Annotated in this window: 12 protein-coding genes; 2 read left to right on the forward strand and 10 right to left on the reverse strand. The window is 65.3% G+C overall.

The annotated features are described in order from the left end of the window. Positions 1-47 precede the first annotated feature (47 nt). Positions 48-458 (forward strand): GtrA family protein, encoded by a 411-nt coding sequence (locus DB354_RS14835; RefSeq protein WP_107836411.1) that lies wholly within the window; start codon positions 48-50, stop codon positions 456-458. Positions 459-510: 52 nt separating this feature from the next. Here DB354_RS14835 and DB354_RS14840 read toward each other — a convergent pair whose 3' ends face one another. The 10 genes from DB354_RS14840 to DB354_RS14885 all read right to left on the reverse strand — a co-directional run bounded on the left by DB354_RS14840 (position 511) and on the right by DB354_RS14885 (position 18,041). Continuing rightward, positions 511-1,335, reverse strand: a complete 825-nt coding sequence (locus DB354_RS14840) for an SDR family oxidoreductase (RefSeq protein WP_107836412.1) — start codon at positions 1,333-1,335, stop codon at positions 511-513. An 88-nt stretch (positions 1,336-1,423) separates the two neighbouring features. Then, a complete protein-coding gene (locus DB354_RS14845) occupies positions 1,424-3,103 on the reverse strand; it encodes a hypothetical protein (protein WP_107836413.1) in 1,680 nt (559 codons plus the stop codon). A gap of 102 nt (positions 3,104-3,205) precedes the next feature. Continuing rightward, the gene (locus tag DB354_RS14850) at positions 3,206-4,192 is read right to left on the reverse strand and encodes an NAD-dependent epimerase/dehydratase family protein (protein ID WP_107836414.1); all 987 of its coding nucleotides are present in this window, start codon (positions 4,190-4,192) and stop codon (positions 3,206-3,208) included. A gap of 82 nt (positions 4,193-4,274) precedes the next feature. After that, entirely contained in the window at positions 4,275-5,774 is a 1,500-nt protein-coding gene (locus tag DB354_RS14855) for a hypothetical protein (RefSeq protein WP_146180272.1), read from the reverse strand. Between the two features lie 162 nt (positions 5,775-5,936). Further along, positions 5,937-8,093 carry a hypothetical protein gene (locus DB354_RS14860; protein WP_107836416.1) on the reverse strand — a complete coding sequence of 719 codons (2,157 nt, stop codon included), beginning with the start codon at positions 8,091-8,093 and terminating at the stop codon, positions 5,937-5,939. Between the two features lie 2 nt (positions 8,094-8,095). Next, positions 8,096-9,034, reverse strand: coding sequence for a glycosyltransferase family 2 protein (locus DB354_RS14865; RefSeq protein WP_107836417.1), 939 nt, complete (start codon positions 9,032-9,034; stop codon positions 8,096-8,098). A gap of 53 nt (positions 9,035-9,087) precedes the next feature. Next, positions 9,088-11,934 carry a glycosyltransferase family 9 protein gene (locus DB354_RS14870; RefSeq protein ID WP_107836418.1) on the reverse strand — a complete coding sequence of 949 codons (2,847 nt, stop codon included), beginning with the start codon at positions 11,932-11,934 and terminating at the stop codon, positions 9,088-9,090. Further along, the gene (locus DB354_RS14875) at positions 11,931-15,143 is read right to left on the reverse strand and encodes a hypothetical protein (RefSeq protein ID WP_107836419.1); all 3,213 of its coding nucleotides are present in this window, start codon (positions 15,141-15,143) and stop codon (positions 11,931-11,933) included. Before DB354_RS14875 ends, DB354_RS14870 begins: the two co-directional genes overlap by 4 nt. Positions 15,144-15,254: 111 nt before the next feature. After that, positions 15,255-16,304: a hypothetical protein gene (locus tag DB354_RS14880; protein ID WP_233256651.1), complete on the reverse strand. Its 1,050-nt coding sequence runs from the start codon at positions 16,302-16,304 to the stop codon at positions 15,255-15,257. Positions 16,305-16,409: 105 nt separating this feature from the next. Beyond that, positions 16,410-18,041: a ShlB/FhaC/HecB family hemolysin secretion/activation protein gene (locus tag DB354_RS14885; RefSeq protein WP_107836421.1), complete on the reverse strand. Its 1,632-nt coding sequence runs from the start codon at positions 18,039-18,041 to the stop codon at positions 16,410-16,412. A gap of 503 nt (positions 18,042-18,544) precedes the next feature. Here DB354_RS14885 and DB354_RS14890 point away from each other — a divergent pair. Next, positions 18,545-23,140, forward strand: a complete 4,596-nt coding sequence (locus DB354_RS14890) for a filamentous hemagglutinin N-terminal domain-containing protein (RefSeq protein WP_107836422.1) — start codon at positions 18,545-18,547, stop codon at positions 23,138-23,140. Positions 23,141-23,203 lie beyond the last annotated feature (63 nt).

The following is a 23,203-nucleotide window of genomic DNA, read 5'->3' on the forward strand; positions in this document are numbered from 1 at the left end:
GGAATTCGGGTTGCCGCGGGATTGGCCGGCGGCATTCCAGTACGCGCATGACCGCAATCGCGTCCGCCGGTGGCTCCAACGTCTCGCGCTTCATCCGCTTTCTGGTGGTGGGCGGGACGGCCTACGTCGTGCAATGGGTCACGACCAAGGTATTCACCTGGTGGATGCCGACGAACCTCGCCTTTACGGCGGGCTTCATCTGCTCGACGTCGACGCATTACACGCTGAACCGGTTCTGGGCGCTGCCGAGCCTGCGGCAGGACACGTGGCGGCAGTTCCGGGAGTACCTGGCGACGGCGGCGTTGAGCTTCGTGGTCAATTTCGCGCTGTTCCGCCTCTGCATCGACGGCTTCAAACTCGGGCCCATGTGGGCGACGGCGATCGCCGTGCCGCCGTCGACGGTGCTGGTTTTCCTGATCCTGAACTTCCGGGTCTTTCGCGCGAAAGAGAAGCGGTGAGGGAACCGGCTGAAGCGGGCCGGACGACGCCGGCCCGATCAGCACACGGGCCTCACCATTTCTGGCCCCGTTCTTCCGGCACGATGCGGCGGAGCGTATAAATGTCCGACGTGGCAAGTGCGGCGGCCTTGGTGTCGAGCGAGGACCACGGATCCCAGGGCGCGCTGATCAGCCGGCCGGTGATTCCATCGCTGGCCGGGGAAAGGAGCCACTCGACGAGGCCGAGCGCCTTGTCCAGCGAAGCGCCGCCCGTGGCCTTCTGTTTTTGCGCGGCGGCAAACTCAGCGGCGCCGACGACGTCGGGTCCGAGGGCGAGCACCTCCTCGGTGAGGCGCGTGTTGATGGCGCCGGGCGCGATCGCGTTGATATCGTACGGGCGTCCGCGCTCTTCGTCGGCGATGGTCTCGACCAGCCGGACGACGCCGGTCTTGGCGACTCCGTAGGCGGAGAAACGAGGGCGGGATTTGGTGGCGCCGCCGCCCGAGAAGCAGATGACCTTGGCTCGGCGCGGAGTGCGGGCCAGGAGGGAGTCGCAGGCGCGCAGGGCGTAGTAAGTGCCGTCGAGGTTGGCGCGGACGGTGGCGCTCCAGCGGGCGGGATCGGCGGTCAAGGCGCGACCCACTTCACCCTGGATGCCGGCGCAGGCGATGAGCCCGTCGGCGTGGGGCCAGGTGGCGGTAATCTCAGAGGCGGCGCGGGCGACCTGGGCCCAGTCGGCGACGTCGCAGCGCGACGCGAAGAACTTTCCCGGGTGCTCCTCCGCAAAGTCGGACTGGTCGGAGCGGGCGAGGCCCCAGACGAGGTGGCCGCGGGCGAGGAGGTGGACGGCGAGAGCGCGTCCGATGCCGGTGCTCGAGCCGGTGAGAATCAGATGCATGGAGGAAGGGAGTGAGGGATTAAGGGAGTCGGGAGTGAGGGGATTGCGAGGTGAGCCCGAGGGCGCGTGGGGCGCAAGAGTGGGGGCGCTATTTGCGGAGGTCGGGGCGTTCGTAGAGCGTCACGGTCGCACCGTTGAAGGTGAGGGTCTTCACGCGGCGCAGGTGGGCTTCGCACCAGGCGCGCAGTTCCGGCCGGAGTGAGGCAAGTTTGTGGTCGAAGGGGTAGGGGCCGGGCGGGACGGCGTCGTCGGTCAGGAAGACGAAGTCGCTGTCGGCGACGCGCTGCCGGACGAGGGCGTCTTCGGGCGCGGCGATGCCGGTGGGGAGGCGCATGTCGAAGTTTCGCCACACGTGGCGCCGCTCGTAGCAGATGACGCGGAGGACCTGGGCATCGAAGGCGTCGGTGATGTTGTCCACCGCCACGCGGATCGTCGGGAGTTTCGCGGCGTCGCCTGTGGTGATGATGTAATCGGCGATCGCGTTGACCTCGCGGGCGTTCGCGGTGGTGGCCGGCTGCTCGATCGCGCGAAGCTGGCGTTGGGCGAAGTAACCCAGGGTGGAAAAGACGCCGAGGGCGGCGACGAGCGCGAGCGCGCGGCGGGCGCCGGGGCGCCAGCGCTCGACCTCGGAGCCGACGGCGACGGCGATGCCGGCGAGGAGGAGAATGAGTCCGGGGACGAGGACCCCGAGGACGACGTCGGACTTCTGCGGGTGGAGCGTGAGGACGAGCAGGGGTGAAAGCAGGAAGACGAGGCCGAGAACGAAGATATCGACGACGCGCCGGAACGGATCGGGGGTGTCGTGGGCGGAGGCGGGGGCGGAGTTGGCGGCGGTCTTGCCCGCAAAGAGCCGGAGAACGGGCAGGACGAACACGATGACCGCGGCGAGCTTGGCGAAGAAGGACCCAAGGTGGCGTTGCGACAGCGCGTTGAGGATGAACTCGAGGGAGCGCTGCAGGCCAAAGTTCTGATTGCGGATGGCGCTTTCGGGTCCGACGTAGTGGCCCACGTAGTAGTAGTTCCAGACCCATTCACGGTTGAGCCAGAAGATGGGGACGGCGATGACGGCAGCGGTGCCGGCGGCGAGGAGGACGTTGACCAGGCGCTGGCGCCGGTCGCCGGCGAGGGCGGCCCAGATGAAGAGGGCGGTGAAGATCAGGACGAAATACGTGCCGGTGATGAACCGGGTAAGGAGGGTGAGCCCGACGGCGACGCCGAAGGCCACGCACCAGCGCCGCACGCGCAGCCCCTCGGTAAGCAGCCCGAGGGCGGCGCTGATGCCGAACCCGCACATGCCGAGGTGATCGAGGCGGAAATCGTAAGCTGAGCCCGGGATGTTTTCCCAAGGCCCGTGGAGCGCCAGCGGGAGCATGGCGAACAGGAACGCCAGCGCGGGCGTGCCGCTACGGCGATAGATCGCGTAGAAGAGGGCGGCCTGCCAGAGGGCGAGGGCGAGAAAGTTGAGGGCGAGCGCGGCGCTCCGTGACGGACCGACGACCTGGAAGGCGAGCACCGCGAAGAAGTCGTGCAGCGTGCCTTGGGCGGACAGGTTGGTGAGTGTGTGCCAGAGCGCGGGCGCTAACCCGTCTGTGCGGGAGAGCTCATAGCCGGAGTATGCCTCGGATAAATAGAGGATCTGGTCATTCCACCGCGGGTAGATTGACGTGACCCGCCGGGAGCCGAACTGGTCGAAGAGGACGAACTCGAGCGCGACGAGCAGCAGAAGGCCGAGGACGGCGAAGCCGAGGAGACGACGGGACGGTCGCATGGTGGAAAGCGGCCATTGATCCCAGACAACAAAGTTGTCGCAAGAGCAGAGTCCCGGTGGGGGAGGCGGCGCGGAACCCGCTGAGTTCCGCGGTCGGGGCGCTCAGTGCCGCGCGTCGTACACCCAGCGGTTGGCCTCGAGCCAGCGGAGGGTCTGGATGATGCCCTGTTCGATGGTGAGCTTGGGCTTCCAGCCGGTGGCCTGGATTTTTTTCGTATCGAGGAAGATGAACGGATTGTCGCCGATCCAGCCGCGGTCGCCGCCGGTGTAGTCCAGGCGGGGCTTGAGCCCGAGCGCGCCGCAAATGAAGCGGATGCTGTCGTTGACCTGCACGAACTCGGGCGTGCCCAGGTTGTAGATCTGGGTGTGATGCTTGGCGTCGCGCGCCGTGCCCTGGCGGGTCACGTGGAGGATGGCGTTGATACAATCCTGGACGTAGAGGTAGCTCTTGCGCTGGGTGCCGTTGCCCAGGACGCGGAGGTGGTCGGGGTGTTCGACAAGCTGCTGGTAGAAGTCGAAGACGTGGCCGTGCGTGTAGCGCTCACCGAGGATCGAGACGAAACGGAAGATGTAGGCCTCGGCGATCTGGCCGCTCTCGGCGTAGGCAGCGAGCAGGCCTTCGCCGGCGAGCTTGGAGGCACCGTAGAGGGAAGTCTGGACGGGGAAGGCGTCGGTCTCCGGGGTGGGGCGGTCGGGCGTGACGAGGGCCTCGCCGTAGACGGAGCCGGTGGAGGAGAAGCCGATCCGCTTCACCCCGTTGGCGCGCATCGCCTCGAGCACGTTGAACGTGGCAATCGTGTTTTGCTGCAGGTCCTTCTCGGGGTGGTTCCAGCCGTCGCGGATGTCGGCATTGGCGGCGAGATGGAACACGAAGTCGGCGCCCTGCATGGCGGTCTTGAGGGCGGGAAGGTCAAGGTTGTCGCCGCGGATGAGGCGGAACTGCGGGTGCTGGAGCGCGCCGGCGAGGAAGCGCTCCTGGCCGGTGGAGAGGTTGTCCCAGCCGGTGACGCGGACACCCTCGGCGAGGAGCCGATCGACAAGGTTGGAGCCAATGAAGCCGGCGGCGCCGGTGACGAACGCGTGTTGCATGAGATGAGGTCGGGAAATGGCGCATTACCTGGCCGACCGCAAGAAAGCAGACACCTGCGACTCGGCGGGCCAAGGCGACGGACTAGGGCGATGGTGGACAAAGGAAGCCGTCGATGCGTTGGCGAAGGGCTTCGTGGTGGCGGTGGATCGATTCCGGCATGGCGGGCCCCCAGAATGCCTGATATTCGAACACGAGAGCGCTGGTGATCAGGATTCCGACGAGCGCCAAGATCGAGAACGCGACGCGCAGGAGCCGCCCGCCAACCCCGGACAACGAGTCCAATGCCGCGACGCCAAAAATGGCGCTCGCGATGAGCCACGGGCACAGGTCGCCAGAATAACGCTGCGCGATTGCGATGAAGGCGACGAGCAGCAGTGTCATTGGGGCCGCCGCGAGCCACACGAGCAGCAAGGGCAGGCGCGCGGCTCGAAATCGCAAAAGCGCGATCAGCGCGCCGGCGGTTGCGAGTGCGAATAGGCCGGGCATGGCGTAGGGCACCGGCACGAGCCAGTCGGCGAGGTCGATCTTGGCTCTGGAAAACGTGCGCGGGGGCTCGCGGCCACCGGCGAAGAAATAGGGGAAACGGGGTTCGAGCCGGCAGTTGAGGCGTCCAAAATACGAATACGTTCCCCAGGGCACGTTCACGAGGTGGAACTTGCGGCCGTCGACGCGGGCATAGCGCGCCGGATCCGCATAGGGGCGGCTGTACTGGAACGGCGCGGTGTCGAAGGTGCCAAATTTCAGGTACGCCAGACCGCTCAGGCTGAGCGCTCCGCCGACCGCCAGCAGCCCGATGGCTAACGCCAGACGCCGCGGGCGGTCGAGCCAGCCGACTGCGGCGGGCCCGCCGTGCGGGTGCACCCCACGCACCCATTGCCAGCCGGCGACCAGCCCGAGCAGGGTGAGGGCGAAAAGGCCGCAAGTGGCGCGGGCATGGGCGGCGAGCACGCCGCACAGCAGCGCAAGCAACCACCAGCGAGGGGCGGGCGAGGATAGCTGGCGCAGCGAGCACCAGGCCGACACAAGCGCGAACGTGAGTCCGCAGGCCACGGCTTCGTGGTACATCATGGGGCGCGCGCCGAGAAAGAAGGCAGTGCTGCCGAGCCCGGCGCTGCCGAGCAGGACGGTGATCGCCCATACTGACGGCAGCGCCTGGGGGTCCCGACGCAGTGCGCTCGTGGCCATCGCCAGCAATTGGTAGCTCACCCAGAGCAAACCGACAAAGTAGCCGAGCATGAACACCTTCGTGAGATGCCCCGGCGGAACGCCCGCCCACGCAAACGGCAGCCGCAGGATCGCCGGGGTGGGACCGAAGTATCCGTAGTACCTTCCGCCCACAACGAAAGCCTCGTCGCGAATTGCCTCGTCCGGGACGTCAAGCCGCCCGGCCAGCAGGCTTTGCGCCTGGTAATCGTAGAATACCCCGACGTTCTCGTACGCCCATAGGTCGAACGTGCCAAACGTGACGGCCACGACAAACCCCAGGGCGCTGGCGGCGATCACGAGGATCGCAATCGCGGAGGGGGCCGGTCGATGCCGCCCCTGGACCGGGCAGGCGGAGGACGAGGGTTGCGACGGCATGGCAGGGTCACCCGGGCTCCGTGGCGCTGGCCTTTCGGCGGAGGTCGGACCGGTTAGGGTCCCACGTTGTGCGAATCCGGCGACCCAGTCGGTTCGGTGTCCAAGGGGCGGGCATCCGCATGTTTTTCCGCGGCGTTTTGGGGCTGCCGTTGGCGGTCCCGCTTACGATCTGTTCCCAAAGAAGCCGTCGACGCGCTCGCGCAGCCGCTGGTACTGCTGTTGAGTCTCAGCTGGTACGCCCCAGACCCCCTCGCCCTGATAGCTGAGCGTCAGCGCGGCGGTGATCGCGATGGAGACCGTGCACAGCAGCAGAAGGATCCAGTGGGTCAGCCGGCCCGTGATGCCTGCCCAGCGGTCGACGACCGCCATTCCGAGGGCGGCGGCGCAGAGCAGGAAGGGAACGAAATCACCCGTGTAACGGTGAGAAACGGCGATCGCCGCGAACATCGCGAAAGCCGTCGGAAGCACGGCGACCCAGATTGCGGCGACTTCAAAGCGCAGGGCGCCACTGCGCCGCGACCACGCGAAGAGGCCGAGAAGTGCGAGGGCAGACAGGCCGGGCATGGCCCAGGGAATGCCGGCCATGCTCTCGGTCATGTCGATCTTGGCGCTGGGGTAGGTGCTGGAATCCAATCCGTGGGTGGCGAAGTACGGAAAGTGTTTCGTCGTCTTGAGCGTCAGCTTCCCCAGATAGGCGTCGAAGCCGAACGGGACATTGCCCAGGTGGAATTGCTTTCCGTCGATGCGGGCCAGACGCGTGGCGTTGTACTGGACGTTGTACCGCAGGGGGCAGCCCTCGATGGTGTGAAACTTCAGGTAGCTCAGTCCATTGAAACTGAGTACGCCGGCCACGGCGAGGGCGCCGACGGTCAGGTGCTTCAGGGGCTGCCGCGCACTCGCGGCATCCTTGGTGCGGCGGAAGCAGAGATGCATGGCGGCGACGACGCCGATCAAGACGAGGGCGTACAGACCGAGCGGCGGGCGCGCGTGTACGGCGAGAACGCCGCAGATGAGAGCGGTGATCCACCAGCGGCTCGCGGGGGCGTCGAGATAGCGGAGCGCGCCGTAGCAGGCCCATAGGCCGAACGCGGCGCCGCAGAGGATCGCCTCGTGGTAGATATACGCGCGGCTGCTGAGAAAGAAGAGCGTGCTGCCCAAGCCGGCGGTGAGAACGAAGGCCAGAGTGGCGAAGCGTGAGGGCCATGCGGCGGCACCGCTGCGCAGGCGCACCGCCTGGCACAAGATGGCATAGACGGCGGCAAGGCAGGCGACGAACTGCAGGACCATCATGGGTCGGCTGAGCAGGCCAAAGCCTACTCCGAGCAGGGCAAATGGGATCCGCAGCAGCGCGGGCGTGGGACCAAAGTATCCGTAGCATTTGCCATTGTAGATGAAGGCTTCGCCGCTGAGTGCCTCGCCGGCAACATCGAGGCGGCCGTGAATCAGGCTCAATGCCTGATAGTCGTAGAACGTGCCGAAGGACTCCGGGTAGAATAGCTGGTAGGTTCCGGCGGTGATGACGTGGGTGAATACCAGCGTCGCGAGTACCGTGGCGCAGATGAACCAGCGGTGCGGCGGGCGATGGGGGGCGTCGGCGACGGCCTGCTGGGGCCGGGCGCGCAGCCAGCGCTGGCAGGCGGGAAGGAAGAAGCCGAAGGCCGCGCCCAGAAGCACCACGGCCGCGATGCGTTCGAACTGCAGGGCGAACGCGGCGAGCCGGCGCGGCAGGGAAAAGTAGGACTCGGGGCCGCCCTTGACTGGCCGGTGGTCGATCCAGAGCGTGCCGCGAAAGGCGCCGGCCGGAGTGCCGCCAAGCGGATTCAGGCCGAAAAAAATCTCGTGCGACTTCCGCCGATGGAAACTGACCTCACCGCGGAGAATTTCGCGACCGGCGACGCTGACCCGAAGGGGCGCCGTGGGGCGGGTGGAGACGCCATTGAGCTCCGTGAACGAAGGCATTTCTACGACGAGCCGGAGGCGTTCACCCGGGATGTACGGGATAGGCTCAGAAACCGGTCCGCCGACGCCCCAGGCGTCGTAGGCAATGACGACACGATTCCCGGTCTCGTACTTGACGGAAAGAAAATCGGCATTGGCAAACTCGCCGGTGGCGATGATCGGCTCGATCCGGCCGTTCTCGGCCGGCGGGAACGCCACCTCGAGGGCCAGCACCGCTGGCATCGGAGGCCAAGTCCGGAGCGCGACGATGGAGGCCAGCGCGAGACCAAACAAGGCGGCGGCGGCGAGGCTGAAACGGCGGAACGAAGGCGGCGAGCCCACGGGGCGCGGCGTTTCGGCGGCGGAACGAGAAATCTGCATTGTCAACGCGTAGTGAAACCTTCGGCGCGGTCGACGATGTACTTGGGCCGGCTGCGGACCTCCTCGTAGATGCGGCCGATGTACTCGCCGAGGATGCCGACGCTGATGAGCTGAATGCCGCCCATGAAGAGGATCAGGATGACGATCGTCGGGTTACCCGAGGCGAACGGCAGCCAGCCCATGATCTTGGCGACGGCGTAGAGCAGGGCGAAGACGAAGGAGCCGATGGCGAGCGTGAAGCCGAACAGGGTGCTGAGCGTGAGCGCGTAGGTGGAGAAACAGAAGATCCCGTTGAACCCGATGCGCAGCGAACCGAAGAACCGGTTGTAATTGGTCTCGCCCGCGAAGCGCGGCGGGCGGTCGAAGGGGATGATCGCCTGCTTGAAGCCGACGACCGCGACCATGCCGCGGAGAAAACCGTGCGACTCCTTGAGCCGCACGACCTCCGCCACGACGCGGCGCGCCATGAGGCGAAAATCGCCGGTGTTGGGCGGGATGCGAACGTCGGCGATCTTGTTGATCACCTTGTAGCCGGTCTCCGCGACAAGCTTCTTGATCCACGGCTCGCCCGTGCGGTGCCGGCGCTGCGGCAGCACGACGTCGTAGCCCTCGCGCCACTTGGCGACCATGGCGTGCAACAGCTCCGGTGGATCCTGCAGGTCGACGTCCATCACGACCACCGCGTCGCCACTCGAATACTGCAGACCGGCAAGCGTGGCCATGGGCTGGCCGAAGCGGCGCGAGAATTTCAGCAACTTGATCCGCGCATCGGCGGCACGGTGCTCCAGCACGACGTCCTCGGTGCGGTCCGGCGAAGGATCCAGCGCGAAAATCAGCTCATAGTCCTCGGTGATCTCCGACAAAATTGGCCGCAACCGCCGCAGGAACTCGGGGATGTTTTTCTCTTCCTTGTAGACCGGGACAACGATGCTGAGGAGCATGAGGTTCAGCTGCGCAGGAACCTAGATTACGGTTGTTGCTGCAAGCGGAAAGGTTACCAGCGGATACCGAGTTCGAGGAGGCGCGTGGCGATCGCGCCCCTGCGCCGCACGCGCTGCACCTGTTCCTCGATTCGCGCGGTGTTGTCCTGCTGGTCACCATGAAAACGGGCGCGGATCCGCCGCATCTCCTCGGCGCCGGTGGTGTGAATGACGGAGCTGGTCTTCTGTTCGCCGTGCACGCGGAACGCCGCGAGGAAGTAGGGGACGCGCACCATCCGGCAGCCCGCCTGCTGGAAACGCGCGAGCAGGTCCCAGTCGAGGGCGAACTGGAACGCCGGATCGATGCCGCCGACGCGCTGCCAGGCCTGCTTCCGCCAGAAGAGCGTCTCCTGCGGAATGTAGTCGACCCACTCGAGCGAGGCGGCGTCGTGCCGTGGCATGATCCAACGTCCGATTTCGCGATCCTCCTCGTCGATGATGATGCGGTGGCCGTACAGCACGTCGACCTCGGGATGCCGGGCAAAGTAATCGCCCACGTAGGCCAGGACGCCGGGGGCGAGCAGGTCATCCGAGTTCAGCCAGGCCATCACGTCCTCGGCACCGAGGGCGTCCTGGATCTTGGCAAAGCCGCGGGCGATGGCGTCGGCCTGGCCGGCGTCCGGCACCGACTCCCAGGCGGCGAGACGGGCAGCGTAGCCGGCGATGATGGCGGGGCTCGCGTCCTTGGAGCCGCCGTCCTGCACGGCGTAGCGGAGCTTTGGATACTGCTGGTCGAGGACGCTGCGCAGCGTGCGTTCGAGAAAGCGGGCCTGGCCGTAGCTCGGCGTGACGATGCCGATCTGGGGCAGGGCGGCGGTCGGGCGCCGGCGCGGCAGGCGGCGGTCCCAGCGGAGCGGGCGCGGCGGGTATTGCCGGAGCTCGCCAATCTGCATCCAGCAGCGTTCGACGAGGCGTTCGTTCCACCAGCGGGAAAGCGGCCGACCGAAGCGTTCGTACGCCCAGACGCGCGTGGCGCGCCAGGCGTGCCACAGCTTGCCGGTCACGGAGGTGGTCTCGGCCATGAGCTGGCGGATGACGGCTTCGCGCGCCTGGCAGTTGCGATGGAGATCCTGGATGACCGCCTCCTTCTCCGCGAGCAGGCGGCCGTAGTGCCGGGCCTGTTCGAGGTCCTGGCGTCCGTTCGTCATGTTGGCGAGCGAGGCTTTGAGGTCGGCGATCTCCCCGTCGCGCAGGAGGCGGATGGACTCGAGATTGCGGATATGCGCGGCCTGGCCGGCGATCGTTTCAACGGCGTACGCGCGGTCCTCCGGGAGCTCGCGCAGCGTCTTCACCAGCAGTTCCTTGTCGGCGGCGATGGTGACCGCCTTCGCCTCGAACGCACGGGAGTTGCGGTCGAGTTCGAAGATCAACTTTTCACGCTCGTCGCAGACCTGTTTGAGCGCCGCGATCTCGTGATCCTTCGAGTGGATCTCCGCTTCTTTCTCGAAAATCGACGCCTCCTTCTGTCGCAGCTCCGCCTCGGTCTTGAGGATCGCCTCCTCCTTTCCGTTGATGGCGGCCTCCTTCTCGGCGATCGCCGCTTCCTTTTCGGCTATCGAAGCCTCCTTCTCGGCGATGGCGGCGTCCTTTTCGCGGTCGAGGTCGGTCAGCTCCTCGAGCTTATGTTGGCGAGCGAGGTGGTCGGTGCGCGCCTGCCGGTAGCGGATCGCGGCCTTCCCCATGATCTCACGCGTGGTGGCGGGGAGCGGCTCGACCGCGCGAATCTCGGCGAAGTCCGTGCGGCCGCGGGCAAACGCCAGGTCCACCGCGGCGGTCACGTCGGCGACGGAGATGCCGTCGATGCAGGGCGCGTCGCCGAAGGCGCAATCCCAGCCGCAACCAAAGCAGGGGAGCGGTTGCACGACGCTCACGTGGCGGCGGGCGGCCGGGACGAAACGAGGCCAGGTGCCGCCACCGAATACGGCGACCACGGGCACGTCGAGGGCTGCCGCGAGGTGCATCGCCCCGGTGTCATTGCCGAGGAAGAGTCCAGCTTGGCCAATGAGGGCGGCGAGTTCGGGCAAGGAACCGTCACGTCCGAGCCAAAGCGTGGTATCGCCACCCGCGGCGGCGGCAAGGGGCTCGAGGTGGGGGCGCTCGCTCTCCTGGCCCACGAGCAGTGTCGGCCGGCCGTGACGTTCCTGAATGTGGCGCAGGACGGCGGCGAAGCGTTCGGCCGGCCAGGTCTTGAGCGCGACGTTGGCGAAGCCGGCGGCGGCGCAGACCACGTAGCGTCCAGGTGAAAGGCGATGCTGCTGCAGGAACGCGGCGGGGCGGCTCACCACCTCGGCGGGCAGCGAGAGGCTCGGTCGGGACCGGGGCACGGCTCGGCCCAGGAGGGCGTCGGCCAGCCGCAGGCCGCGCACCCAGTCGGAGTCGTCGGCGGCGAACTCGGCGTGGCTGGTGAAGGCCTGCCGCGCGTCGATGCCGAGGTGTACGCGAAGCTGCGTGGCGAAGAACTCGTCGTCCGTCGCCGTGCCGAGTGCCACCCGATGGCTGGCGCCCGGCGTCGCGGCCAGCACCGTTTCCAGCCAATTCTGGCGCGAGGTGGCGGCGGCAATGACGTCGGGCTGCAGCGCGGCCACGACGTGGCGCAGGCGCGTCAATTCGGCCGGGTCGGCGGCCGGACCGCGGGCAAAGGGATCCAAGGAAGTGCCGATCCATTCCACGCCGGCCACGAGTTGCGGAGCCAGGTCGAGGTAGGCCTGCCGGATCACGACGGCGATGCGGGTGTCGGGCCAGGCGCCCCGCAGCGCGGCCAGGGCGGGTATGAACAGCACGAGGTCGCCGAGGGTATCCACCTTGACGCACACCACGGTGCGCGGGCGGGCGGCGGCGGGTTGGGCAGAAGAGCCGGTCATGACTTGGCGGCGGGAGCGACGGTCGCGCGCAGGAGACGCAGGGCGCGGCGGCGGGAGTCGGGCGCGGGGAGGGTGAGTTCGGACGTGGCTTCGAGCTGCAGCCGTACGGGCGAAGCCGAGGCGGGGACACGGAGGCGCAGTTCCGGCCGGGTGCCGGGGACGAGGGCCAGCGGGGCGACCGGTGTGGTGCCGTCGAGGATTGCCTGTAGGTGGGCGGGTTTGGCGCCACCCCAATCCGGATACTCGAAGGTGAGCAGGATCTCGCGCGGCTGGGCGGCGGCCGGGATCATGAGGCCGGCCTGGGGGAGCATCCAACCGTCAGGATCGATGCCGGGCGCGGCGAGCCGCGGGGCGCCGATGTGGGTGAAGTCGGATTCCAACGTGGCACTGGGGGCGACTACGCCGAGGTACTCGAGCAGGGCGGAGACGGGGCGTTCGTCGGGCGCTTCAAGGATCCCGGAGACGGAGAACCTGAGGTCGATGGCGGTGGTGCTGCGCGGGTTCGGAATCGGTAGCAGCCAGTCGAACGAACCCAAGGCAGCCGTGAGCTCGCCCACGGGTTGGCCGTTGATCGAGATTTTGACCGTGCCGGTGCCGACCTTCGAGCCCTTGATCTGGGGAACCACGCCGCGCAGCCGCACCATCTCGCCGGACTTGGCGCCGCCGATCACGAACGTGGCGTGGGCGGAAATCCATCCGTCCTCGAACATGCCCGAGAACTCAAGTCCTCGCGCCATGGCAAAATCGCGCGGGAAGTTGGAGATTTCGCGCGGACGCTCCAGGGCCAGGTACTCATCCTCGCCGATGGCGGAGATGTCGCGCGCCCAGCCGATGAGCCGGCGGTAATCGAGCGGGACCATCTCGTTGTAGAGACGCTTCAGGCCGGGCCGCCGGTCCTTGATGTACCGCGGGAACTCCTTGAAATCGATGGCCAGGTAGTTCGCACCCTCAAAAACCTGCGGCGCAAGCGGGCCGACGAAACGGTTGAACGCGCCGTCGCCGAGGCCGTCGAGGGGAATATCCTCGCGCCCGTGGACCACGGCGCGGGGGTCCCATGCGGTGTGACCCGTGATGAACGTGCGGGTCGCGGCGATCCGGAGGTAGACCTTCGGCGAAGGGTTCTCGATCCGCAGGAGGAGAAAGCGGCCGATGGCGTTGAAGTTCTGGCTGACCTCGTAGAGGTCCGGCTCTTGCTGGAAGAACGAGATTTTCCGGCGGTCGCCCAGGTAGTAGTGGTTGCCGAGCCCGGAGTGCACAAAGAGCAACCGGTTCTTCACCGTCGCGGCCGGCTCGACGACGAACAACCCGTCGCGGTCCCCGATGGCGGTCGGGAAGTGAAACTTATTGAACAGCGACAGCTGTGGCTCGATCGACACGTAGCTGGCGGTGGCTTGATTCACGACCGGCTGGGTGAGCTGGGTGCCCCAGAGCACGCCGTTGGTGATGAGATCGCGATTGCGCTCGGTGATCAGCGGCGCGGCCCGGCTCATCTCTTCAAAGTACGGGTGCAGGCGGACGGACCAGGTCGGGTCCTTGAAATCGGTCCGCGTGGTGGGCCAGAAAAAGTCGCGGGAGACGAGGGCGAGGGGATAGCCGCGCAGTTCGGTGCCGGCAAACTTCGCCGCGACGACGTTCTCGATGGTGCTCGTCAGCTGCGCGTTGTGGTCCGCCGGCGGCGGGATGGTCAGGCCGAGGCGGGACGCGAGCCGCAGTTCGGTGAGCCCGCCGGCGTTCACGCCGCAGGACGCCTGCGTGTAATAGAGGCCGGTCGGAGCCGCACTCACGAGATAGAGGGCCACGATCGCGCCGGCTGCGACCACGCGTCGGCCGGTGAGGCTGACGATCCAGGCCGCGAGGCAAGCCGCGAGGGCGGGCTGCATCCACATTGCGAGCTTGTAGAGGCCGAAGTCGTTTGCGCCGCTGAAAAGCCGGGCGGCGAATGCAAACTGGATCAGAAGCAGGAGGGCGGCGGGCGCGAGGCGCCAGCTGTCGCGCAGTGCGCGCAGGAGAACGAGCGCCACGACGAGCATGCCTGCGGCGATCGAGAGGGAGACGACGGGCTCGGGAAAGTCGTGGGCGATCGGCATCCAACCCAGGAAGTTCGAGAATCCCGTGGGCAGCATGAAATACGGGAACAGCGAGAGCAGGAGGTTGGAAGCATCCATCGCCCCGTTGAACTGCACCACGAGGATGCTGACGTAGGAAATCAGGTTGTGACGCAGCAGGATTACGACGCCCAGGAGCGTGTAGGCGGCGAGGCCGAGGAGGGCCGAGGGCCAGGCGCGATTGCGGAGTGACCAGATGAGCGCGAACCCGACGAAGACCAGACCGGCGAACGGGGTGACTTCGGGGTAGAAGATGCAGAGAGCGGAGGCGGTGATCGCGGGCAGAATGGCGTACTGGATCATCACCCGGCGGCGCGGTGTGGCCCAGGGCCGCAGCAGCAGCGCGATGGTAGCGATGAGCAGCGCGACGCCCCCGACCTGGGCGATCAGTTGGTAGAGCGCGCCGAGCATAAACAGAGGACTGCCCGCCAGGACCCAAACCGCGACGGCGGCCTGGCGGCGCCACCGGCCAAGGTGAAGCACGAGGGCGCCGGCGGAAGCGAGTTGGACGAGGGCCAGCGCCATGATGGCCGGCATGAAGCCCTGGGTGGCCTTAACGTGCCCAAGGGCGGCACTCCAGGCGACCAGATGCTCGGCGCCGAACCGCATCATGTCGGCGACGTGCATGAAGAAGTAATAGCTGGAGTAGTCGCGACCGGCGAGTTCCGCCATCGTCGGGGCCTCGTAGAATCCCCGGTCAAGGAACCGCTGGGCGGCCAGGCAGTAGTTCGCCATATCGTCGTTGGCGTAGCTGACCCAGTCGAAACCGGTGAGGAGGGCTGGCCACCCGGCCCAGAGCAGGGCTGCGACGACGGCCAAGGCGAACGGCGCGATCTGGCGCCACGGAACGATTGGCCGCCGCTGGAAAAGGATGGCGAGGGAAACGCCCGCGAGTCCGAGCGTGAGCGGGGTGACGACGATGCCGAGCCGGAGGCCCAGTTGGTTGAAGACCATGAGCCCGAGGAGGAGCACGCTCAGGCCGAGGGCGGGTGAGAGCAGCCAGGAAAGGAGGACGCCGAGTCGCGGGAAGACGACGGCGATGACCGCACGCCCGACCAGAACCCAGAATGCGAAGAGGAGGAACGAATACGCCAGCGCTAGCATGGAGGGGCAAAGTCGCACGGATTCGTCATATCCGACGAGCCTGTTTTTCCCGATTCCCCTCGATTCGTGGGGAGAGGCGAAGCGGCACTGGCGAGCCGGAGGGCAGGGGGCTCAGGTGCCGGCGGCCGACACAAACTCGCGGCACGCTGCGTACGCGCGTTCGGCGGAGGTGAGCGGAGGACGAACGGGGAGCGCGGAGGCGAGCGCGTGGCTGACGGTGGTGGTATCGGCGTCGGGGGGCACGACGGGACAACCGAGTTCGCGGCCGATCGCGCGAAGCTTCTCGTTGGTGGCAATCACGACGATGCGTGAGCCGGCCCAGGCGGCTGCAATCGCCGCGTGAAAGCGGGACGTGAGGAGCCACTCGCCGGTCGGCCACCGTGCGAGGACGTCAGCGAGCGGAGCGCCGGGCAGCTCTGGAGAGATCAATGCCCAGCCGGCGCGCAGGGGCGTGGCCAACGAGGAGAAGATGGCACGTTCAGCGCCCGGGAGGTCGCGGGACTCCTGCGCGAGCCAGACGCGTTCCGAGGGTGCTAGGCAGGCGACGGCCTGGAGGAAGGCGGGGGCGGCGTCCCAAGAGGCGTAATCGAAATTGGCGACGAAGGTAAGGCGCCGCGGCGCGGGAGGGGGCGGCCGGTGTTCGCGGAAGAACAGGTGGGCGAGATCGCTGCCAGGAGTGGCGCGGATGCCCGGATCGAGGGCGGAGAGGCGTTGCGCGGAGGCGAAATCACGCGTCCAGATGCCCGATGCCTCGCCGCAAAGCGTACGGACATCGGGTACGAGGAGTTCGGCCTCGGTTTGGGCGCCGACGCCGAGAAAGAACATGCGTTTGCGGGCGGTGCGGCAGAGCGCGGCGTCAGCGTTGAGATGGTCGATGAACCAACGGGATTGGGCGGATTGAAACGGAGAGCCGCCGAGACCGAGCCAGACATCGGATTCGGCAATGCAGCGGGTGCGGAGCGCCTCCTCGTATGGATGCCACGTCACGGAGGGAAACCGCCGGCGAAGCGGCTCGAGGGGAAACGGGACGCAGCACGTCAAAGTGGCATCGGGCGCGAGCGTGCGCATGGCGCCCAGGAAGCCGGCGAGCATGAAATCGTCGCCCAAGTTGCCGGCGCCGTAGAAGTGGTGGCCGAGATGGATCCTCAAGGTTGCGGTCACGCAAAAACCGAACCGGAGAGGAGGCGAAGCAAAAACGGCGGGCCCCGCGTTTGGTCGCGGGCCCGCCGTCGGCGTGCCGGGTGTCCGGCGAAAGGGGCGGAAGGATCAGAAGGCGAGCGCGGCCTTGATGTGGCCGGCGCTGTGGGGGCCGCGGTAGGGAAGCTCGGTGAGCTGCCAGCCGTAGTCGAAGTTCAGGCTGAAGTTGCTCGCGATACTCAGCCGGACGCCAGTGCCGACCGAGGCAAGGGCGGTGAGCTTGGGATCCGAGCCGATGGGCATCTTGTAGAACACCTGGCCTGCATCGTAGAAGACGGCGAAGCGGGTATTGAGCGGTGGCAGGGTCTTGCGGAGCTTTTCGAGCTTCGTGGTGAAGCTCGGGGTAAGCAGTTCAGTGCTGAAGAGGAACCCCTCGTCGGCGGCGTGGATGATGCTCGCGAACCCCCGGACGCTAGTAGGCCCGCCGATAGCGAGTTGTTCACTACCGAGAAGATTGGTGCTGGCGAGTTGGCCGATCAGCCGGGTGGATAGCAACCATGTGTCGAGGGTCAGCTGCCGCTGGATGGAGACGGTGCCGTAGACATACCGCGGTGAGGAAAGGAGGCGGGTGTTATCGTACGTGGTGTTGTTGTTGAGCGCACCGATGCCGCCGGGGCTGTAGTGGACGGTTGCGCCAAAGCCCCAGCTCCCGCGTTTGTCACGGCGCATGTGGCTGATGCCCGCGTTGAATTGGATCACGTCGGCCTCTTTCCGGTCCCGGATCAGCCCCCAAGCGAAGTCGTAGTCGTTGTTGCTACGCTTGAATTCGGTGCCGAACCAGACTTCGACGGGCTTCTCCCCGCCGCGGAGTGGAATCGCATAACGAACCTCGGCGGACTTGCTGATGCCGAGTTGGACGATCTCGCCGGAGGCGCCAAACCTCGGATTCACGCGGGAGTAGCTGGCGTTGAACTCGAGGAAGTGGCGCCATGTGGTGGGTATGCGGTAGTTGAAGGCGTGAACCTGATAGGTCGACGGCTGGTCGGTCGTGACAAACTGATAGGACCCCTGATGATCGCGTCCCCAGAGATTTCCAAACTGCACGATCGCGGTGTAGTGACGTTTTCCGAGAACCTCGTTGCCGTAGTTGTCGATGGAGGTGGCGAAGCGCCAAGGCATCCGCTCCTGCACCCCGACGATGAGGTTGGCCTGGGTCGGGTGATCGCCGATAGGATTGACGATCACCTTTACCTGACGGAACGGATTCGTGTTAGTCCAGTTGACGGCTTCCTCAAGGACAGAGAGACGGACTTCGTCGCCCGGTTTGATCCCGAGCCGCTCTTCGAGCAGTTTGCTGCTGAACCACTTGTTGCCGACGAAGGCGACGTCCTTGAAACGGCCGAGAACGACGACCATGCGCAGGGACCCGTCCGCGATCGTCTGGGTGGGAATGTCGACCTTCGTGATCATGCGGTCGTGGCTCTGCACATATCGGCTGATGTGCGCGCGCACTTCGTTGACCAAGGGAGCGTCGATCGGCCTGCCGATGAGTGGAGCGATGATCGCCTTGAAAGTCGGATCATCAAGGACCGGGACGTTCTGGACGACTACGGTCGCCGGATTGGCGGGATCAACCTTGTAGGCGAGCGCGGCCTCCGCAGTGTCGGCGGTGATCAGCCGCTTGAAGATATATACATCCTGACCGATGGCCGCATGCGCTGAAAGGAGCAGCGCTAGAAAAGTGACGACGCGAAAGAGCATGGGTTTGGCGATGTGAACGGGTTGGCTGGGACTGGGCGAGTCAGGAATTGTTCAGGCCGCCGCAATACTTCATATAGAAAACTGCGGGTCCGGCCTCCGGGACTTTCCCTTCGGGCGCCACCGGCGGTGTGGATGCATTGGCGGCCGGGAATCGGTGATCGCGTCCCAAAGGAGTTGATCTGCTGGGTAAATTTACCCACCAATTGCATGTAAAATGGGTTCCTTTGCGTACCAACGTGTGCGCGGAAGTACGATACATGTATCGCAGTTTGCTGCTCCAAAGTGGCTTGCGTAAGTCCAGTCGGTTGGCACGGGGTCTGCCTTAGGATCCGGCTACGAAGTTTCCCGGGTTACATTAGCCACCTTCTCTACGGGGTCCGTTTCGGTCGCAAACCGATGACTGGCTGCGTCTAGAAAGTGCTTGCCAATGCTGGCGCGGAGCGGCTTCTTCGGCCCTGAATTGGCGTTATATCCGTCTTGTTCAACAACACTCAGTCTCACCCATGAAGAATAAAACAAACGCGAGCGTGTCGCTGCGGAAGCTGTTGCTCTCCGCTCTTGTGGCAGCTCCTCTGGCTACCCTCCCCACTCCGTTGTGGGCGCTGCCTGCGAACCAGTCCGATCTGAATTCACAGATTGCGAATAAGTCGTCCGGCGTCACGGTCACGTCCACGAGCTCGACTCAGGTCGACGTGACTTCGACGAGTCAGTATTCGGTCATCAACTGGAATAACTTCGGTGGTGCCGATGCTGCTCACAACAACATCATTGCCGGTGATACCGTTAATTTTGCGCTCCCGTCCTCGACGTCCTCGATTCTTAACCGGGTGACCGGGACGACGGGCACAACGGTCAACGGAACGCTGAGTTCGAACGGCAGCGTTTGGATCCTGAATCCGAACGGCGTGACCATTGGAGCTACGGGTGTGATCAACGCCGCTGGCGTTGGCCTGAGCACGGTTCCTGAAACGGAATATGCGTTTCTCACCACTGGTGCGCTTGCTGGCGTCGAGAACCAGGGTGATGGTATCACCACGACAACGGGAGTCAGCGTCCTCTCGGGGGCGAAGCTGACTGCTGCCTCAGGCAGCGGTAACGTTTGGATTTCGGGTAATGGCATTGCGCTGGCCGGCACAATCGACGCCGGCAACGTCACAGTTGCGGGCGTCCGCACGGGTGTCGTTAGCCTCGGCGATGCCGGCGACCTCACGGTCGGTAATGCGACGCTGCGCAATGCGAGCATGAACGTTACTACGGCAGCGAGCCAGATCGACGTGTCCAATGACGTCGTCGTACTGGGCTCGACGCTCTCGCTTACGACCGGAGGCAATGCCATCATCAATCAGACGGCAGGCTCGGTCCTCGCGATTGGCGACAGTCTCGCCGGTAACGCGACGCTTACTACGAGCACTGGTACCGGCGCCCAGACCTTCGTGGATGTGCAGGCTTATGGTTCCGGGCTCCTGACCGTCGGCGCTACCGGTGGGGCCATGTCGATCACGTCGGGCGCTGGGCGCATCGCGGTCGGTGCGGTTTCATCTGGCGCACTTACGGTTACCTCGACTGGCGACCTGACGCTCAACGCCGGTAACGTTTCCGCACTCACGGCGACCAGCAGTTCCGGCTCCATCCTTTCGGGTGGCCAGATCGACGTTCGCGGTGGCGCGGTCTCACTGACCACAATCGCGGGCAAGGACGTTGCGATTTCCGTCAAGGCTGCTCCTTCGTCGGTCACGCTCGCTGGCGTTACGTTCGGGTCGGTCAGCTACACCCAAGCTACTGGCGATATCGTTATCCCTGCCATCACCGCAGGCAACGTTACCTTTACGGCAACCGCCGGTAATATCAGCTTTGGCGGGGTGCAGACCGTTGCGACGCTCGCGACCTATAAGGGTAAGGACGTCGCGATCGGGTCGGCTATCAATACTGGCAACCTCACGGTTACTGCGAGCGGCAACATCACGCAGACCGCTGCGATCAACGCCGCTGCTGCTGGAGTTGGCAACGTCAGCCTCGTTTCGACCGGCGGCTTGATCAACTTGACTTCGACGATCGGTGCGGGAACCGCCCCGAGTCTCGTCAAGGTTGACGCCAACAAGGGGGTTACGCTCGGTGGCGCCATCATCGCGACGAACATCAATGCCAAAGCGGGTACCGACCTGAGTGTCGCCGCCGCCCTGAATTCCACGGCGGCCGGTACCGGCGATATTTCGCTGACCAGCACCTCTGGCAGTATCACGAGCACGGCGGCCGGCATTATCGGCGGAGCCACTCCCGCCGCGAACATCACCATCACGTCCGGCAAGCTCATCGACATTGGCGCCGCGATTACGGCGACCAAGGTTACCGCTACCGCCGCGACGACTTACAACCAGGCTGCTGCGATCAGCACGTCGGGAGACACTTCGATCACCGCGACCGGTAACGCGACCCTCGCTGCCGGTGGTACGATCACCTCGACTGCTGGCAATGTCAGCCTGTCCGGCGCTTATGTGAATCAGGGCGCCGCGATCAGCGCCAATAAGGATGCGACGCTGACTGCGACGGGGAACCTCGCGGTTGCTGCCGCCGTCACTGCCACGACGGGTAACGTTAGCGCTTCCGGAGCGTACCTGAACCAGACGGCGGCCATCTCGGCGAGCAAGACCGCCAACCTGACCGCCACCGGAAACATCGTCGTTGGCTCGACGATCGGTGCAACTGATCTCAATGCCTCGGGCGCCTACATCTCGGGCGCGGGCGTCATCACCTCGTCGGGCAATGCGACCTTCTCGTCGACCAGTTCGATCAATCTCACCGGCTCCAGCGACTTTGCCACTTTGGTGGTCAAAGAGACGCCTGGCACGGCGACGTTCACCGATGCCAATGCCGTGATCCTTGGCGATGGCACTGCTGCGACGGGTAATGTGACGATCACGGCCGGCAGCGTTGCCCTCGGCAACACTGCGGCTGGCACGGTCTCGGTCGACAAGAAACTCGACCTTACTGTCAGCGCCGGCGCCACTGCTGTGACCGACGCAACCAACAACGCGAAGGTTGGCGGCAACCTCACGATTACGTCGACTGGCGCGGCCGTGGTTACCCTCGATGGTGCCACTGGCAACGCGGTGGGGCTGAACAGCAGCTACGGTGCGGTCAAGATCACGACCGTTGGTGGCGCGGCGAAGGTCTTCGAAGCTCAGACCCTGAACCTCGGTACGATCAACTTGGGCGGCGCAGACCTGACTGCCTATAGCGCGACCGGTATCGTCAACTCGGGTGTCATCACCGCCGTTAACGTTAAGGTTGGCGCGGGCACGGCTACTAATCCGGGCGACATCGCCTTGGATTTCAAGGATGGTAACGCCATCACCGGTACGGTCTCCCTGTACGACGATCTCGGCCTTCTGGGCTCCACGCTGGTTGGCAACTACCTCGCGAAGAACCTGACCATCGTGAACAACGCCGCTTCGGCGAGCTTGGTTTCGATTGGGACGGCCGACACCAACGCCAAGGTCAACGTCAATCTGACGACATTGGGGACCAATGCTCTCAACTTTACCGCGTTGAACACGACCGGTTCGGTCACCTTGACTTCTGGCACCGGTGCGATCACTGGCGGCTCGAGCAAGTACACCAGCGTCACGGTTAACGCCGGCGGCGCGGTCAACCTTACTACGGCGGGTGCGCTTACGGTTAACGGGAATATCTCGGGCACCGGCGCGGTTACGTATACTTCCTCCGGTGGCAATCTGACCATCGGTCAGTATGTGAGCACCTCGACCGGCGTGACGACCTTCGCTGGCGCGAACGCCGTTATCGACTCGTCCGCGGGCATCTCGATCTTCGGTGACACCACCTTCACTGGGAAGTCGCTGAGCATCACCAACGCAGGCCACAACTTCGGTCAGGTCTCGATCACCACGACTGCTGGTGGCGCCTCGATCGTAGAGGCGGGGACCCTTCGCCTGAAAGCCGCCAGCGTGACGGGCGGAAATCTGGTCGCGACCAGCACCTACGGCGATGTCATCCAGTCGGGTGTGATCACTGCGAACAAGGACGCTACGTTTAAGGCCAGCAACGGCGCCGTTACGCTCGATACCTCGGCGAATGTCATCACGGGCAACGTTTCGTTGACCGCGTTGAACACTTCGAAGTTCAGGAACACTCTCGCGACCAAGCTTGGTGCTGTGACGGTGGCGGCGGGCGGTCTCACCGTTGATCTCTCCGGTACCGCGGGTATCGCGCTGACGCAGAAGACTGGCACCGCGATCTATACGTATGGTGCGACGACGCTTAAGACGAACGCTGCGGCGATCACGCTTACGAACTCTGGCAATCAGTTCGGTGGCCTGACTCTGGCGAGCAATGGCGGCGATATTGCGGTGACAGAGCTCACTACGCTCAACTTGGCGGCTGTGACCACCGGTGCTGGTAACCTGACCGTTACTTCCGAAGGTGGCGATATCATCGATACCGGTGTTGTGACCGTGGGCGGCGTGGCGTCATTTGCCGCGACGATCGGTAGCATCACGTTGGACAAGGTCGGCAGCGATTACGCGGTTGTTAAGCTCAGCGCTGCTGGTGATGCTCAGATTATCGACAGTATCGGCAATCTGCAGCTCGATACGTCGAGCGTTACGGGGGCCCTCTATGTTGAGAACACCCTCGGCAACATTAGCCAGCTGGGTGCGCTTACGATTGGTGGTAACTCTACCTTCATCGCGTCAGCCGCCGGGAGCTCGCTGATCCTGAACAACACGGCCAATGCGTTCGGCGCCTTCCGCTTCACGGCGGGCACGGGTGGCACCCTCATCAACGAGGCCACCAGCTTCAACCTCCGCGCGGGCAGCATCTCGACGGGTGCGGTTACCATCAACACGGGCGGTGACTTCCTCACCTCCGGCACGGGTGGCAGCAGCATCACGAACAACCTCACGATCAACGCCACGGGCACGATCATCCCCGGCGCTGGTTCGCTCCTCGTCACTGGCACGTTCACGGTCAAGTCGGACTCCCTCAAGGATCTGAGCGCCCTGAACAAGTCTGGTAACCTGGCCGGCAAGGATCCGGTCAACCAGGGCACCGGTGAGTACAAGGCCCCGACGCAGGACCTCTGATTCTAGTTGTTGACTAAAAGGTAACGCCGCAAAGGGCGACCGGGTAACCGGTCGCCCTTTTTT

Source organism: Opitutus sp. ER46, from assembly GCF_003054705.1.
GTDB lineage: Bacteria > Verrucomicrobiota > Verrucomicrobiia > Opitutales > Opitutaceae > ER46.